General features: G+C 64.6%; 14 protein-coding genes and 1 pseudogene. 10 read left to right on the top strand and 5 right to left on the bottom strand.

Annotated elements, in window-relative coordinates; genetic code table 11:
- Nucleotides 1–164 precede the first annotated feature (164 nt).
- A pseudogene (locus ACT6UX_RS24415) lies at nucleotides 165–587 on the bottom strand (transposase); the annotation flags it as partial.
- A gap of 218 nt (nucleotides 588–805) precedes the next feature.
- Between ACT6UX_RS24415 and ACT6UX_RS24410 the strand changes: the two are divergent.
- A complete protein-coding gene (locus ACT6UX_RS24410) occupies nucleotides 806–1,675 on the top strand; it encodes an exonuclease domain-containing protein (protein ID WP_444777754.1) in 870 nt (289 codons plus the stop codon).
- Between the two features lie 202 nt (nucleotides 1,676–1,877).
- Here the strand turns inward: ACT6UX_RS24410 and ACT6UX_RS24405 are convergent, their stop codons facing one another.
- The 4 genes from ACT6UX_RS24405 to ACT6UX_RS24390 are packed head-to-tail and all read right to left on the bottom strand — an operon-like array spanning nucleotide 1,878 to nucleotide 3,324.
- The gene (locus ACT6UX_RS24405; RefSeq protein WP_444777753.1) at nucleotides 1,878–2,528 is read right to left on the bottom strand and encodes a hypothetical protein; all 651 of its coding nucleotides are present in this window, start codon (nucleotides 2,526–2,528) and stop codon (nucleotides 1,878–1,880) included.
- A gap of 27 nt (nucleotides 2,529–2,555) precedes the next feature.
- Nucleotides 2,556–2,822, bottom strand: a complete 267-nt coding sequence (locus ACT6UX_RS24400) for a DUF3892 domain-containing protein (protein WP_444777752.1) — start codon at nucleotides 2,820–2,822, stop codon at nucleotides 2,556–2,558.
- A gap of 10 nt (nucleotides 2,823–2,832) precedes the next feature.
- On the bottom strand, nucleotides 2,833–3,096 hold the full coding sequence (locus ACT6UX_RS24395; RefSeq protein WP_444777751.1) for a hypothetical protein: 264 nt from the start codon (nucleotides 3,094–3,096) through the stop codon (nucleotides 2,833–2,835).
- A gap of 3 nt (nucleotides 3,097–3,099) precedes the next feature.
- Complete coding sequence (locus tag ACT6UX_RS24390) at nucleotides 3,100–3,324, bottom strand: DUF2188 domain-containing protein (protein ID WP_444777750.1); 225 nt, start codon at nucleotides 3,322–3,324, stop codon at nucleotides 3,100–3,102.
- A gap of 165 nt (nucleotides 3,325–3,489) precedes the next feature.
- Between ACT6UX_RS24390 and ACT6UX_RS24385 the strand changes: the two genes are divergently transcribed.
- The 9 genes from ACT6UX_RS24385 (at nucleotide 3,490) to ACT6UX_RS24345 (ending at nucleotide 15,891) form a co-directional block, all read left to right on the top strand.
- Nucleotides 3,490–4,038: a hypothetical protein gene (locus ACT6UX_RS24385; protein ID WP_444777749.1), complete on the top strand. Its 549-nt coding sequence runs from the start codon at nucleotides 3,490–3,492 to the stop codon at nucleotides 4,036–4,038.
- The gene (locus tag ACT6UX_RS24380; RefSeq protein WP_444777748.1) at nucleotides 4,035–4,457 is read left to right on the top strand and encodes a hypothetical protein; all 423 of its coding nucleotides are present in this window, start codon (nucleotides 4,035–4,037) and stop codon (nucleotides 4,455–4,457) included. Before ACT6UX_RS24385 ends, ACT6UX_RS24380 begins: the two co-directional genes overlap by 4 nt.
- Nucleotides 4,447–5,253, top strand: coding sequence for an ImmA/IrrE family metallo-endopeptidase (locus tag ACT6UX_RS24375; protein ID WP_444777747.1), 807 nt, complete (start codon nucleotides 4,447–4,449; stop codon nucleotides 5,251–5,253). The genes ACT6UX_RS24380 and ACT6UX_RS24375 overlap by 11 nt, the downstream gene beginning before the upstream one ends.
- A 240-nt stretch (nucleotides 5,254–5,493) precedes the next feature.
- Nucleotides 5,494–7,623, top strand: coding sequence for a ParB/RepB/Spo0J family partition protein (locus tag ACT6UX_RS24370; protein WP_444777746.1), 2,130 nt, complete (start codon nucleotides 5,494–5,496; stop codon nucleotides 7,621–7,623).
- A gap of 213 nt (nucleotides 7,624–7,836) precedes the next feature.
- A complete protein-coding gene (locus ACT6UX_RS24365) occupies nucleotides 7,837–12,171 on the top strand; it encodes a strawberry notch-like NTP hydrolase domain-containing protein (protein WP_444777745.1) in 4,335 nt (1,444 codons plus the stop codon).
- A gap of 10 nt (nucleotides 12,172–12,181) precedes the next feature.
- Nucleotides 12,182–13,222 carry a DUF7146 domain-containing protein gene (locus tag ACT6UX_RS24360; RefSeq protein ID WP_444777744.1) on the top strand — a complete coding sequence of 347 codons (1,041 nt, stop codon included), beginning with the start codon at nucleotides 12,182–12,184 and terminating at the stop codon, nucleotides 13,220–13,222.
- A gap of 301 nt (nucleotides 13,223–13,523) precedes the next feature.
- Nucleotides 13,524–14,459 carry a DUF2493 domain-containing protein gene (locus ACT6UX_RS24355; protein WP_444777743.1) on the top strand — a complete coding sequence of 312 codons (936 nt, stop codon included), beginning with the start codon at nucleotides 13,524–13,526 and terminating at the stop codon, nucleotides 14,457–14,459.
- Between the two features lie 99 nt (nucleotides 14,460–14,558).
- Nucleotides 14,559–15,029 (top strand): hypothetical protein, encoded by a 471-nt coding sequence (locus ACT6UX_RS24350; protein WP_444777742.1) that lies wholly within the window; start codon nucleotides 14,559–14,561, stop codon nucleotides 15,027–15,029.
- A 538-nt stretch (nucleotides 15,030–15,567) separates the two neighbouring features.
- On the top strand, nucleotides 15,568–15,891 hold the full coding sequence (locus ACT6UX_RS24345; protein ID WP_444777741.1) for a DUF736 domain-containing protein: 324 nt from the start codon (nucleotides 15,568–15,570) through the stop codon (nucleotides 15,889–15,891).
- Nucleotides 15,892–16,125 lie beyond the last annotated feature (234 nt).

Raw genomic sequence — 16,125 nt, 5'->3', positions numbered from 1 at the left:
TAACCTGTGATTGCGGAATGGGCCGGGCGAACTCAGTGCAAAAGTCAGATTTTGCACTGACTACAGCACTGGGTTGCATTGGCGCCGGCCGCCGTTGGTCACGATGCAAATAATACCGAGAGCCCCGGAAATTGCGGCCCGACTCGCCTACAATGCGTGCTCAAGGATGAAACACTCTTTATGAGCCACCGGTGAGCCACCACCGCCGCCAGGAACTTGGCTGCGATCTCGCCTTCCAGCAGCCGGTCGCGGTTCTTGGAGAAGCTCGAATGATCCCACGCCGGATCATCCACCCCCAATCCCACGAACCAGCGAAACAGAAGGTCGAACTCCATCCGCTCCATCAACTGCCGCTCCGACCGGATGCCTTAAAATGCTTGCAGCAACATCGCCCGAAGCAAACGCTCCGGCGCGATCGACGGACGGCCCACGCGCGGCGGATACAGTTGTGCAAATTCGCCAGACAGAGCCGCCAGAGAGGCGTTTGCAATCTCCCGGATCGTGCGCAACGGATGGCCCGCACCAACCCGCGATTCCAAATCCACGTAGCTGAACAGAGACCCAGACTGTTCGTCCGATCCACGCATCAGAAAGTTCCCGCCAATACCCGGGATCAGTGAATCATTTTACTCGACCGCCTACGATCGGTTTTTCAACAGCCTGTTAGGTTGGAACTGAAAGTGATGATTCGTCGTCGATGAGCCCACGGGGGTCGAAAGTGTCGGGCTTGTTGGCGACGGTTCCGGGATCTGTGTCGAACTGATCGTTCGGATCGGATACGCTCGACGTCGATCGGGGGGGATCGATGGACTTCTTGGCCTTAGATTTCGAGACTGCCAACGCCGACTTTACGAGCGTTTGCCAGGTGGGTGCCGTGCTGTTTCGAGACGGCCAGCCCGCCGACACCTTTATCTCGCTGGTTGACCCTGAAGATTACTTCGACGCCGTGAACGTCTCCATACATGGCATCGATGAAGAGGCAGTGCGTGGCGCGCCAAAGTTCGGCGAGGTATACGCCAAGCTGGGGCCGTTGATGGCCAATCGGGTGGTTGTCAGTCATACGTCGTTTGACCGGTCAGTCATGTCGCAATGCGAGCAGCGGCACAACCTTACGCGACCAGATTGCAAGTGGCTCGACAGCGCTATGGTCGTGCGTCGTACCTGGCCCCGATATGCGCGCCGGGGCCACGGCCTTGGCAATGTGGCGCTGGAGCTAGGAATCGAGTTTCGTCATCACGACGCTGCTGAAGACGCTAGGGCGGCCGGTCGAATTCTCGTCTGCGCACTCATAGAGTCGGGCCTTGCTCTCGAACAATGGCTCGATCGGGTCAGGCAGCCAATTGCCCTAGAAGCTGCCAAACCGGCCGCCCGCGACGGCAATCCAGCTGGCCCGCTGTATGGCGAGGTCATTGCCTTCACGGGCGCCCTGTCGATACAGCGCAGTGAGGCAGCTGAAATGGCGGCCACGGTAGGATGTCGAGTGGACGAGGGGGTTACTAAGAAGACGACCCTGCTGGTTGTCGGGGACCAGGATGCAATGAGGCTTGCACCAGGGCACGCGAAGAGCAGCAAACACCTGAAGGCCGAGCAGCTTATGGCCAAAGGCCAGGGCATTCGTATCCTTCGTGAATCAGACTTTGCTGCACTGTGCTCGATCGCACGAGCTGAACGCTAAGCGGTATCTGCTTCCGGGCCTAGGCCGGAGATCAAGGCTTTGTGTGGACAGATGGCCGTCACGGATAATCCGACGAGCAACCCGGCAAAGTGGCCATAGCTTGCCCAGAGTATCAAGTTTCCGGGGCGCGGAATTGAGCAAGCAAGGTAAGTCAATAACGGCAGTCAAGCCGCCGGTGAAAATCAAAGCTGCTCTTTACTTGTCAGGCATTCCCCTGCTCTGACGGGTGTAGCCCTTCGCGGTGAAGATAGTCGCGTTGGCTCGTCGATAGACACGGCAGCAGGCGTCGTAGCTGCCAGTCTGACATCTTCTCCAGCTGCGCCTTTTCGCGGCCGCGCTTGATTGTGATCTTGAAGTCCTTCGGATTGTGATCGATCCCATGCTTCTCGAATCGCCACATGAGTGTGGTGACCTGGTACGGCGTGAAGGCATCGCGCTTCTGCAGGTAGTCGATGAAGGAATGGATGTTGAACTCCTCGTCGGCGTGAGCGAGGGCGACAAGCGCCTTTACGAGCCGCCGCCGGCGGGCATCGTCGACAAGCTTTCGCCGATCTTTCGCGAGTTTCTTGCGTGTGCCGTCGGCGTCGAGGGTTCTGCCTTCCTCGTCAGTCGCAGCGATATTGAACCTGTTGATGCACTCGGAGCCGACGAGAAGCGTCTCGGCCGTGTGCAGATTCTGTATCTCGAACTGGTAGCGGATGTCCGGATGGTCGCAGAGCTTGCAGGTCTCTATGGGCGCCTCAAGGTCGTTGTAATCGCCCGTATAGCGCCACTCATGGAGGGCGAGCGCAAGATCGTCCTTCTCGCGGCTCAAGGGAAAGATGTTCGCCGCGGCGCGGCTGGCCCAGCTCATGTTTATAGCCCTTCGAGGCTGCCGTCGCTATGCGCATTCCGGCAGCGCAAGTAGATTGTCGTTCCAGTCGCGGTCGGCGTAGGTCCGGAGATAGTCGCCATTCGGACCACGGACGACGCCAATGTCGGCACGCTTGTTGTTCACCCGCGTGAAGAAGGTGTTGGACTTCTCGTTGATCGAGTTGATGACCTGCTGACGGGTCCATTTCCAGCCGGGGCCGCCGAGATGGGTGATGCCCTCGTATGGGTTGTTGCGCGGCTGCTTGTTGATGCAGGTGACTTGAACGTCGGCCATGCGGCCTCCTCTAGTTGATCGTGTAGCGCTTCCAGGGCACGGCCTGGAGCGGGACGTTGGCCATGAACTGCGAGAGGTCGCGCCGACCGAAGTAGGTCGGGCGGCCCTGACCGTCCTGGGCCATCAAGACGACCGGCATGCCCGGGAAAGCGGGCTGAAAGGACTGGATCGCCCGGTTCGCCTCGCTCGTGCTCTGGAGCACCGACTGACGGACGACGACGATGGCGAAGGTGACGCCCTGTTCGCGGATGACCGCGCCTTCGAACTGGCTCATGATTTAGCCCTTCGGAGGATTCGGGTCATTGCCGTGGGAGTCGCGCTCCCGGATGCGGCCGTCGGTGCCGTGGATCAGGAGCTCGGTGCGCTGGTGGCGGGCGATCGAGCGGGCCTGATCGATGGCGGCGGCCTGGGTATCGTGGACCGCCGTGGCGCGTTGAGCCCCGGCGCCCCGTACGGCCCAACCGGCGTCATGCGGGACAACATGTTGATTTCGCTTGGACATTTGGAAATTACTCTCGAACAGCTGACCGCAGGAGTATTCCTGTAGGGAGGTAGGCTCCTCAGCCGGCAGAGCCCCGACAGCGAATTCCCAAAATATTTTGTCGGCATCTGCGGGTTGAGGAGCCATAGTCTGGGACAACAAGAAGACGGGCTCTTGGGGGGCCGATTGACGCAAGCTGCTAGGGCCGTGTGGACGGAAGGCGAAGTCCAGGTCGCGATTCGCGAGCTGAGCGACGCTGACATTCTTGGGCTGCAGCAGGCCGCGCGGGCGCTTGTGTGGGGCAGCAGGCTTGCTCCCGATGAACTGCTGAGTGAAGCGATCGGGCGACTCCTGGAGGGTGCCCGGAAAGTGCCTCGGACCGAGAAGTTTCTAGTCGTCCTGAGGGGGGTGATGCGCAGCGTCGTCTCCAACGACCGAAAACTTCACGACAACTCGCGAGTCGACTCAGGTGATGACGAGAAGTTGAGCAATGTTCAGGCTGTGGCGGCGTCGCCAGAGGATGATCTGGGGAGCAAGCGTCTCCGGGAGAGCGTCTTGACGCTCTTCGAAGGTGACGAATTCGCCCAGGTGATCTGTGAGGGGTGGTTTTTTGAGCAGATGACCGAGAAGGACTTGTGCGAGTTGACCGGACTTGGCGCAACTGAGCTGGCCAGCAAGAAGCGAGCTATCACGCGCAAACTCGGCAAAAGCGGCGTTGGAGAGCATCTACGATGACAAAGAACAAGGGCCAGATGGATGCCGAAAACTACGCGGACAAGGTGATCGCCGAGATGTCGGCGTTGACCGACAAGGAGATCATGGACGCCGCCGCCGAGGATCATGCCGACCCGCAGGCGGAGGCCGCCAGACTCCGAAAGCTATTGCTGGAGGCGGCGGTCAAGCACGGTAGAGGGCGGCTTGAAGCCGCAAAGGCAAGAATTGCTGATGAGGACGCGCGTCAAGGGCAGACCGGAGCTGTCATACTCTCCTTTGAGGCAAAGCGAGCAAAATTCGATCGCATCATTGCTCGAAATCCAGGTCTCACTCTTGCGGCGCGCCAAGGCGAGCGCATGGATGAAGCAGAACTCGATGGGTACCTGGCGGACTTAGCAGAACTCGGCATTGCGGAGCCGGACGACCAGAATGGGGCGTAATCTTACCCGGGCAGAATTGCACTTGATGGGGCTTGGCATCACCGAGCCGAAAGAGATCGATGTCCGCGCCATTGCATATGACGCAGGTGCGGCCGTTAGGGTGCGGAAGCTGACGCGTTGCGAAGCCAGGATTGTCGGCGTCGGCGACAAGGCGATCATCTCCATATCAGAAGACAGTGGCTTTCAGAGACGGCGCTTCTCCGTCGCGCACGAACTTGGTCATTGGGCGCTCCACCGTGGCCGGCAATTTGAATGTCGGTCGACCGACATCGAAAATGCCGCAAACGACCCTCTCAAACCTGAGCGCCAGGCCGACGACTATGCGGCCGATCTATTGATGCCCTGGTACCTGTTCATGCCGTTACTTGGGCACGTCAAGCACGTCGATCTTGCATTGCTCGAACACATGCAGCGGTCGTTTGACGTCAGCCTACCGGCCACGGCGATCCGCATCGCCGAAGCCAATGTCGAACCCGTTATTGTCGCCTGCTACGATCAGACTGGAAGACGCTGGTTCAGTCGCAGCAAGGATGTCCCTGATCGCTGGTTTCCTGTGGAGCAGCTCGATCCCGACACATACGCAGCGGATGTGGTCGCCGGTAAGCGCGAGCGTACGCATATGTCTCCCATCGGGGCGGATGCTTGGTTTGATGCCGAAGGTATCTCCGAGTGTGAGGTGAAGGAGCAGTCGCTTCGACTGAGTGACGGCAAGGCGCTTGTAGTCCTTCGAATCGTCGACGAGGCAATGCAGGAGGATTATGGCCGAACCAGCTGGCGGTCCAAGCAGCGCCGGTAACTGCTTTCGCGGGTGAGGGTGGTGGCTGCGACCGACGACGATAGACAAGCGCTGATGCGCGCCGCAGCCTTCGATCAGGCGCGAAGGCTGAAGGCCCCTCGCGCGGGGAGGAAATCGGGCTGGCACACCTTCCGTTCCCGCTCTGCCGACAATCGAGAGGGAGAGGGCTGCGCCGGATTCCGTGACGGATTTTCAGGTCGCGAGAGAGTCTCCCGGCCGTCCGTCGCGGAGTATCCCGACATGGCAAAGGCCGTTCAGAAGATCACCCTCAGCGCCTCGCGCGACATCCCCTTCAACAAGCTGGTGCTCAGCCAGTCGAACGTCCGGCGCCTGAAGGCCGGCGTCTCGATCGAGGACCTGGCCGAGGACATTGCCCGGCGCACCCTCCTGCAGAGCCTCAACGTCAGGCCGGTCGTCGACGCCGAAGGCGCCGAGACCGGCCAGTTCGAGATCCCGGCTGGCGGCCGCCGCTACCGGGCCCTCGAACGCCTGGTCAGGCAGAAGCGCCTGTCGAAGACGGCGCTGGTCCCCTGCATCGTGCGCGATCCTGGCGTCGAGGTGTCGGCGGAAGAGGATTCGCTGGCGGAGAATGTCCAGCGTGTCCCCCTGCATCCGCTGGATCAGTTTCGTGCCTTCAAGACGTTGCGCGACCAGGGCGCCGGCGAGGAGGAGATCGCCGCCCGGTTCTTCGTCGCGCCCGCTGTGGTCAGGCAGCGGCTGCGCCTGGCAGCGGTGTCCGAGAAGCTCCTCGAGGTCTATGCCGACGACGGCATGACCCTGGAGCAGCTCATGGCCTTCACCGTCACCACTGATCATGTCCGCCAGGAGCAGGTCTGGGAGGCGCTTCAGCAATCCTACGACAAGGAGCCATACCTGATCCGGCGCCAACTCACCGAGAGTGCCGTCCGCGGCTCGGACCGGCGGGCGCGGTTCGTCGGTGCCGAGGCGTACGAAGCTGCTGGCGGCGTGATCCTGCGCGACCTGTTTGAGGACGACAGGGGCGGCTGGTTTGAGGACGTCGCCTTGCTCGACCGGTTGGCGACCGAGAGGTTGGCAGCGGGGGCCGAGAAGATCGCCGCCGAGGGCTGGAAGTGGATCGAGGTGGCCGTCGATTTCCGCTATGGCCACATGAGCCATCTTCGGCAACTTGACGGCGTGACGCTCGAACTCACTCCGGCCGAGCAGGCGACGTTCGATGCGCTGAATGCCGAGTACGCCAAGCTCGAAGGCGAATGCGAAGGCGCCGACGAGCTGCCGGACGAGGTCGATGCCCGCTTGGGCGAGATCGAGGCGGCGCTTGCAGCCTTCGAGAATCGGCCGGTGCGTTATGAGCCGACAGAGATCGCGCGCGCCGGCGTGTTCGTCAGCATCGACGCCGACGGACAGCTTGCTGCCGATCGAGGCTATGTCCGGCCGGAGGACGAGCCGTCAATGCCAGTCGGCGGCGAAGGGCCGGCGGAAGGCGAGGCCCGTCACGCCGACGAGACGGCACCTGCCGCCTCTGATGTGCAGCGCACCGTCATCACCATCGGCGGCAGCGAGCCGGATGATGACGACGACGGAGACAATGTCGTCAAGCCGCTGCCTGAGCGGCTGGTCAGCGAGCTGACGGCCCACCGCACCCTGGCGCTGCGGGATGCGGTGGCGAACGACCCGCAGGTCGCCCTGACGCTGCTGCTGCACAAGCTCTGCTTTGATACTTTCCAGCACAACGCCCCCGGCGCATGCCTGGAAGCCTCGGTGCGGCATGTGTTCTTCCCCGTCCAGGCGGCCGACCTGAAGGACAGCCCCTCCGCCAAGGCGGTCGCCGAGCGGCACGAGGCGTGGAAGGCCGAGCTCCCCAAGGACGACGACGCGCTTTGGGACTGGCTCGCGACCCTCGACGACACCCGCCGGGCAGCGTTACTTGCGCACTGCGTCTCGTTTGGAGTGAATGCCCTCTATGAGAAGGGTGACCGCTACGGCGGGCCGGGTGTCTCAGTGCAAGGCGTCCAGCACCGTATCGCCCAGGCCGACCGGCTCGCCCGCGCCGTCGGCCTCGACATGGTGGAAGCCGGCTGGCGGCCCACGGTTGACAACTATCTCGGCCGCGTCACCAAGCCCCGCATCCTGGAAGCGGTGCGGGAGGCCAAGGGAGACCAGGCAGCACAGCTCATCGACCATCTCAAGAAGGCCGGAATGGCGACGGAGGCTGAGAGGCTGCTCGACGGCACGGGCTGGCTCCCCGAACCGTTGCGGCTCGCCGACAGCGTAGACGTGTCGGACACGTCGACCGACACGGTCCAGGAACTTCCCGCCTTCCTCGCCGACGGCGAGGCGCAGAATGCTACCACGGACGACGTGGATCCGCGTCCGATCGCCGCCGAATAGCGCGGACTCGCGGGGTGGCTTCGGCTGCTCCGCGCTCTTGCCGCCAGTCGTTGGGTAAGCCCGGCCACCGAGCCGGGCTTTTTCCATTGAGGAATCCGCTCTGACCGATTCCCAAAAGAGAGGGAGAGGACGGCCGGAACGGGTTTGAGCCTGTGGGGTCGAGAGAGAGCGCCTCCTGGTTCGGACCGTTCCCGCTCTCCCGAGGTCTCCTCCATGTCGAATGTTTCCGTCTCCGTGGCCGCGCAGGCGCCGCTGCGCCCGTTCGCCTCCTCTACGGTCAATCTGCCCGATGGCGTTGTCACCGCCGCTCATCTTCTTCTCCCTCACCTCGAACGCGGTGGCCGCATCGATGCGGTCATCCTGCGCGCCGCCATGGAGCACGCCTTCGGCGGCTCCGATGCGGCCGGCGCCTGGAACTGGAAGACCGCGTACGACGCCTGCGAGGCGGCAACCGTGCTGTTCATGCGCAAGTTCGGCCCTGTCATTCGGGCTCGGGCTGGGTCGCCGGCTGCCGAACTGTCCATGCTCAGCAAGATCGCGACACTTCTTCCCACCCATACAAGGCGCTCCGAAGAGAGCCAGGCGCTGCAGCAGTTCTCGACGCCGCTCGCGCTCGGGTTTGTCGCCACCAACGCTGCCGCGATCACCCCGGCCGATCTCGTTCTCGAGCCCTCGGCTGGCACGGGCCTGCTCGCCATCTTTGCCGAGCTCGCCGGTGGCGCGCTGGCCCTGAACGAATTGGCGGAAACCCGCGCGGCCTTGCTGGGACAACTCTTTCCTGGTGCTGCGACGGCTCGCTACGACGCGGCTCACATCCACGACCATCTCGACAATGCCGTGCGCCCGAGCGTCGTGTTGATGAACCCGCCGTTCTCGGCCGCAGCGCATGTCGATGGCGCCGTTGCCGACGCCGCCCTGCGCCATGTCGCCTCCGCGCTTGCCCGCCTTGTCGTCGGTGGACGGCTGGTGGCGATCACCGGCGCCGGCTTCTCGCCCGACCATCCGTCATGGCGCGAGGCCTTCGTCCGCCTGCAGGAGCGAGGCCGCATCGTGTTTACGGCTGCCGTCGATGGGCGTGTCTATGCCCGCCACGGCACCACGGTCGAGACCCGGCTAACGGTCATCGATCGTGTGCCCGCGGACGATCCGGGTTGTTTTCCGGCATCACCAGGCATGGCGCCCGACGCTGCCACGCTGCTTGAGTGGGTGACCACCTGCGTTCCAGCGCGCTTGCCTGTTGATGGCGCGGTCACGCTTTCGGCACCCGTTTATTCCGTCGCGGTCCGACCGAGTCGCAGGCCCGCACGACAGCCGCTCGCCGTTGCTGCCAGTTCGCTCGAACGAGAGGGCATCGAACTCGCCTACGAGACCGTCGACTGGACGCCCGCCGAGGGTGGCAGCCTCACCGAGGCGCTGTACGAAGGCTACGACCTTCAGTCGATTCGAATCGCCGGCGCCCGGCGGCATCCGACTCGGCTCGTGCAATCCGCGGCGATGGCCTCGGTCGCGCCACCCAAGCCCTCTTACCGACCGCACCTGCCAGCCGATGCCGTCAGCGTCGGCCTGCTGTCCGATGCCCAGCTCGAGAGCGTCATCTATGCCGGCGAAGCCCATGCCGGCCACCTCGTCGGATCATGGATGGTGGACGAGACCTTCGACCTCGTCTCGGCGGCACCCGACGATGCCGAGAACGCCGTGCGTTTCCGGCGCGGCTGGATGCTGGGCGACGGTACCGGCGCCGGCAAAGGCCGCCAGGTCGCCGGCATCCTTTTGGACAACTGGCTAAAAGGCCGCCGACGGGCGGTGTGGGTCAGCAGGTCCGACAAGCTGATCGAGGATGCCCAACGCGACTGGTCGGCGCTCGGCATGGAGCGGCTGCTGGTGACGCCGCTCGCCCGCTTCCGCCAGGGCACGCCGATCCGGCTGGAGCAAGGCATCCTTTTTGCCACCTACGCTACGCTACGGACCGATGCGCGAGAGGAAAGGGTTTCGCGGGTCCAGCAGATCGTCGATTGGCTGGGATCGGACTTCGACGGAGTGATCGTGTTCGACGAGAGCCATGCCATGGCCAACGCCGCCGGCGGCAAGGGAGAACGCGGCGACCAGGCGCCCTCGCAGCAGGGCCGTGCCGGCCTGCGCCTGCAGCATGCGCTGCCCAATGCCCGCGTGGTCTATGTCTCGGCCACGGGCGCCACCACGGTGCACAATCTCGCTTATGCCCAACGGCTCGGCCTCTGGGGTGGCGAGGACTTCCCCTTCGCCACGCGCGCCGAGTTCGTCCAGGCGATAGAGGCCGGGGGCGTCGCCGCTATGGAGGTGCTGGCCCGCGATCTCAAGGCGCTCGGCCTCTATGCGGCGCGGTCGCTGTCCTACGAGGGTGTCGAGTACGAGCTGGTCGAGCACACGCTCACGCCCGAGCAGATCCGCATCTACGACGCCTATGCCGGCGGCTTCCAGGTCATCCACAACAATCTCGACGCCGCCCTGCAGGCCGCCAACGTCACGGGCGAGCGCGGCACGCTCAATGCGCAGGCGAAGTCGGCGGCCCGCTCGGCCTTCGAGTCCGCCAAGCAGCGCTTCTTTTCGCACCTGATCACCTCGATGAAGACGCCGACGCTGATCGGGGCAATCGAGCGCGACCTTCTAGCCGGCCATGCCGCCATCATACAAATCGTCTCCACCGGCGAGGCTCTGCTGGAACGCCGGCTGGCCGACATCCCGACCGAGGAGTGGGGCGACGTACAGGTCGACATCACGCCGCGCGAGTACGTGCTCGACTATCTTGCGCACAGCTTCCCGACCCAGCTCTTCGTGCCCTTCACGGATGGCGAGGGCAATCTCTCCTCGCGTCCGGTCTATCGCGACGGCCAGCCCGTGCAGTGTCGCGACGCCGTCGAGCGTCGTGACCGGCTGATCGAGCAGCTCGCGTCGCTGGCACCCATCCAAGGCGCGCTGGATCAGATCGTTCAGCGTTTTGGCACCGACTTGGTTGCCGAGGTCACCGGCCGGTCGCGGCGGGTCGTTCGGATGGGCGACCGGCTCTGCGTCGAGAACCGGCCCGGCTCGGCCAACCTCGCCGAAGCGCAGGCCTTCATGGATGACGACAAGCGCATCCTGGTGTTCAGCGATGCCGGTGGCACCGGCCGCTCCTACCACGCCGACCTTTCGGCCAGGAACCGGCGGCTCCGCGTTCACTATCTCTTGGAGGCAGGCTGGAAGGCCGACACGGCGATCCAAGGGCTGGGGCGCAGCAACCGCACCAACCAGGCGCAGCCGCCGCTATTCCGGCCGATCGCGACCAACGTGAAGGCCGAGAAGCGCTTCCTGTCGACCATCGCCCGTCGCCTCGACACGCTGGGCGCCATCACCAAGGGCCAGCGCCAGACGGGCGGGCAGGGCCTGTTCCGCGCCGACGACAATCTCGAATCGCCCTATGGCCGAGCGGCCTTGCGCCAGCTCTATCTCCTGCTGTTCGCCGGCAAGGTCGAGGGCTGCTCGCTGGAGGTCTTCCAGGCGGCGACAGGACTGCATCTGACCGATCAGGATGGCAGCTTGCGCGAGGAGCTGCCGCCGATCACGACCTTCCTCAACCGGCTGCTGGCGCTGACCATCGGCTTGCAGAACACACTATTCGGCGTGTTCGAGGATCTGCTGCGAGCGAAGATCGAAGGGGCGCAGGCTTCCGGGACCTATGACGTCGGCGTCGAAACGCTGACTGCCGAGAGCCTGATCGTTACCGATCGCCGCGCGCTCTACGTCCATCCGCAGACCGGCGCGGAGACGCAGGTGTTCACCATCCGCCGCCGCGAACGCAATCGGCCGTTCACCTTGGTCGAGGCGCTGGAGCGAGCCGACGATCCGCGGGCGGTCCTGCTGGTCAACGACCAGTCGGGGCGTGCGGCAGTTCAGGTCCCGGCTCCCAGCGTCATGCTGGACGACGGCGAGGTCGAGCGCCGTGTCCGTCTGCTGCGTCCGATGGAGCGCACGGCGATGTCCTTGGCGGCACTAGACCAGACGCACTGGGAACCGGCCGATCGCGTCGCCTTCATCAAGGCCTGGGAGCGGGAGCTTGCAGAGGTTCCCGCGTTCGCGGAGAGCGACCTTCACATCGTTACCGGGCTGCTGCTTCCGATCTGGAAGCGCCTGCCGGACGAGTCCATGCGGGTCTATCGCCTGCAGACCGATGCCGGCGAGCGCGTCATCGGCCGCTTGGTCTCGCCGGCCTGGATGGCGCAGGCCGTCAGCACCGATGGCGTGAACATCGCGTCGTCGGAGGCTTGGACCGGGGTGCTCGACGGTCGCACCATCCTTGAGCTGCAGGATGGGCTTAGCCTCCGTCGCGCCAAAGTGATGAGTCTGCATCGCGTGGAACTCGTCGGCTTCACCGACGGCATGGTCGATCGGCTGCAGGCGATGGGCCTGATCTCCGAGATCATCGCCTGGAAGCTGCGTCTGTTTGTGCCAACTGGCGATAGCGGACCCGAGATTCTCGCCGGGTTGATGGAACGCCACCCGATCGTGCGCATCGCCGATCGCGTGGCAGCGTGAGAGCACCATCGTGTCGTCGCCCGCCGCCGACCTGGCCCGCCTCCTCGCGCGCAACGCCGAGGCGGTGTGCCGCCATTATCTCTCGAACGGCCATCGCGAGGGCCGCTACTGGCTGGTCGGTGATGTCGCCAATACGCGGGGCCGCAGCCTGTTCGTCCGCTTGAGCGGGCCGGACCATGGCAAGGGCGCAGCTGGTAAATGGACCGACGCCGCCACCGGTGAGCATGGCGATCTTTTAGACCTCATCGCCCTCAATCGCGGTCTCGATCGCCTGCGCGACACCTTGGACGAGGCACAGGCGTTCCTCGCCTTGCCGCCAGACCAGCTCGTTCCACGGCGGGATCGTCTTCCTGCGTCAGGCGGCTCGCCTGAATCCGCGAGGCGTCTCTACGCCATGTCCCGACCGATCGTGGGCACCTTGGCGCAAACCTACCTGCACAGCCGCGGCATCGTGACTGTGTTCGACGGTGATCCGCTGCGCTTCCATCCGCGCTGCTACTACCGCCCCGACGAGCACAGTCCGGCCGAGACTTGGCCGGCACTGATCGCCGCCGTCACCGATCTTGGCGGCAAGATCACCGGAGCACACCGCACCTGGCTCGATCCGTCAGGTCACGACAAGGCGCCGATCGCTTCACCGCGACGGGCCATGGGCCATCTTCTCGGGCACGGTGTTCGCTTCGGCGTAGCCGGCGACGTCATGGCCGCTGGGGAAGGCATCGAAACCATTCTGTCGCTGCGGGTCATCATGCCGACTCTGCCGATGGTGGCCGCGCTCTCCGCCAACCACCTCGCCGCACTGCTGCTTCCACCGACACTCCGCCGTCTCTATGTCGCTCGCGATGCCGACCGGGCCGGTGATGTTGCGATGGCCAGCCTGTGCACTCGCGCCAAGGCCGCCGGGATCGAGCCGTGCGTGCTGTCGCCCTGCTTCGACGACTTCAACGAGGATCTCCGCCGCCTGGGAAATGAATGGCTCCGGGTATCGCTATGCCAGCAACTCGTTCCGCAGGACGTGGAGCGCTTCCTGGCCTTAGCCGGGACGGGATGAGCACAGGCACGGTGAATCGCTTCGTGTTCTATTGCTTTGCTGCCCTTCGGACCGGACGGGAGCGCGCCCCGGCCTTCTAGAGGGGCGATCGGACGGCAGGCCACCCTGTCCCGCAACGGCGTTCCTGCGGCTTTCTTCCCCTGCCGGCTGCGCCGGCATTCCTCGCGAGGCAAGAAAGCCTCGGCCCTCCGTCCTCCGCTCTGCTCCGGCCGCAAGCGCGGTGCGGGACCGTTCGGCCTGCCGTCTGTCGACGCCCACGAAGGCCGCGATGGGCGCGGCCGATCCGACAAAGGACAGCATCATGGCGACCGACCGCGATCCCGATTTCGAGCCCGTGCACGCCTCATCCCCGACCGATCACGTTCTCGCCGAGCTGCAGCTCTTTGGCCACCGTCCCTTCCAGGACGAGCCCGATCCCCGCCCGCTGCCCGAAGGCAACATCATCGCCGGCGCGGTCGTCGACATCTTCGATGCGCTGGTCTCGACCCTGACCGACACCCGTCTCGAGCCCGATCTCGAGGACCTGCTGTGGTCGACCGTCAACCTGTTCCACCGCGCCACCGGCCGGATCGAGCGCGAGCTCGACGACAACGAACAGGCGCAGCGGCGTAGCCAGAAGGAGCAGAACGGCTCGGAGGTCCGCTCGGTCGAACTGGAGCGTCTCGTCGCCGAGGGCCTGACCTTGATTGAACGCCGCAATGCCCTGGAACTCTTCCGCGACCAGGCCGCCGATCGCTTCGAGGTCCATACCGGCTCGGCCTGGCGGCCACGCACCGGGTCAATGGTCAATCACCGAGCGCTCACCGCCGCCATGATCGACAGCCGGGATTTCCTCGCCGCCCGTCGTCGGGCCGAGACCGAGCTGCTGGTGCCGGCTGGTCCCAAGATCGCCTTCACCGGCGGGATGGACTTCAACGACCATCAGCTGATCTGGGGCACGCTGGACAAGGTCCGCGCCAAGCACCCCGACATGGTCCTGCTGCATGGCGGCTCGCCGACCGGTGCCGAGCGGATCGCCGCCCGCTGGGCCGACGACCGCAAGGTGGCTCACATTCCCTTCAAGCCCGACTGGACCCGTCACGCCAAGGCCGCGCCCTTCAAGCGCAACGACCAGATTCTCGAAGTCCTGCCGATCGGCGTCATCGTCTTCCCGGGTTCGGGCATCCAGGAGAACCTCGCCGACAAGGCCCGCAAGCTCGGCATCCCGGTCTGGCGCTTCGGTTCGGGCGGCGCATAAGCGCCGCCTTTTGGCCAACTTCACAGTCGACAGTTCCTAGATGGCGCTAGGTGGTGGTGGAAAGCGCAGCCGTTCGACTCTTTGTCACGGAAATCCACCATGCTTGCCATCCTTCTCGGCGTTTTCGGCCTCGGCTTCCTCTGCTGGCTCCTGTTCACGCTCGCCATCTATGCGCTTCCCTTCCTTGCCGGGCTGACGGCGGGCCTCGCTGCCTTTGACAGCGGAGGAGGAGTCGTGGGAGCGCTCATCGTGGGGTTTCTTGCCGGCGGTGCGACCCTTGCGCTCGGGCAGATTGGCTTCGTCACAGCCCGTACAGCGCTGCTCCGCGCCGTCATTGGTCTGCTCTACGCCGTGCCGGCGACCGTCGCCGGCTATCAGCTGTCGTTTGCGCTGGCCGGCATCGGCATGTCCACCGGCGGGTGGCAGACGGCATTCGCCGTTGTCGGCGCCATTCTCTCCGGCGTCACGGCATTCTCACGCATGACGCTTTTTGTCCCGGCGTCGGACGGACAGGGCATCGGGGGAGTTCACTCGCCGATTGGCTGGAGGCCGCACGACCAGAGACGCTGACGCCGTCGCCGTCCTCATCGTCGAACAGGTTGGCGAAAGGCGGGGCGTGAACGCTCGTTGGAACGTGCTGCCGCTAACGCCGCCCTCGAGAGCGCTTCGATGAGCCCGGTGTATTCGGTGCAGCCGACAGATGCTGTGGCGAGTTCATCGTCTGCGTGCGGCTGGCAGGGACGGACGCCGTCCTTTTTCTACGCCATGGCCGCCTCTTCTTCGGCCGGTAGGCCGGACCTCTTGTGCAGGACCCTTAAGGGTGGCCACGACTTCTCGCGAGGATGCTGTTCGGCGTGCGACCCACGGCCTCTCCTTGGCTTGATCTAGCCGTAGGACGGCGGTGCCTCGATCGCCTGAGCCGCAACGGCGTCGGAGCGCCTTTCTTCCCCTGGGCTTCGCCCATTCCTCGCGAGGCAAGAAAGGCCCTCCGCCGCCATCCTCCGCTGCGCTCCGGCCCGCGAGCGGGTGCAGCGTCGATCGCCTCCGGCAAACGATCGCCATCGAGGCCGCGATGGTCGCGGAGCTCGAAACAGCAAGGAGAAGTCACATGGCCAACATCGGTTCCTTCAAGAAGTCCGGCAACGAATATCAGGGCGAGATCGTCACGCTCAGCGTCCAGACCAAGGGTGTGCGCATCGTCCCCGAGGCCAACCGGAGCAACGACAACGCTCCCAGCCACCGGGTCTTCGTCGGCCGCGCCGAGATCGGGGCTGCCTGGTCGAAGCGCTCCAACGAGGGCCGCGACTACCTCTCGCTCAAGCTCGATGATCCGAGCTTCAACGCGCCGATCTTCGCCAACCTGTTCGACGATGAGGACGGCGAGGGCTCTTCCCTGATCTGGTCGCGCAGCCGCAAGAAGAACGGCGAGTAAGCCGACGCCCCTGAGGCCCCGCCCGGTCCGCCGGGCGGGGCTTTTCTTTGCGCGGGCGGCCGTGTTTTATGGAATCCAGCGATGGGCTTGGCCCTTGCCAGCTATCGATTTTACATTCGCTCGGATTTCAAGGACTGAAGGGATTGGGCGCATCCGGCTTCGCCGGACCGGGCTCTATGCGGCCGGTCAGGAGGGGTGGCGGCCGCACGAAGCCGCCCTTCGGTTGAAGCGAGG

The organism is Reyranella sp. (assembly GCF_052439685.1).
Taxonomy (GTDB): Bacteria; Pseudomonadota; Alphaproteobacteria; order Reyranellales; family Reyranellaceae; genus Reyranella.
This window is presented reverse-complemented; position numbering and strand designations above follow the sequence as displayed.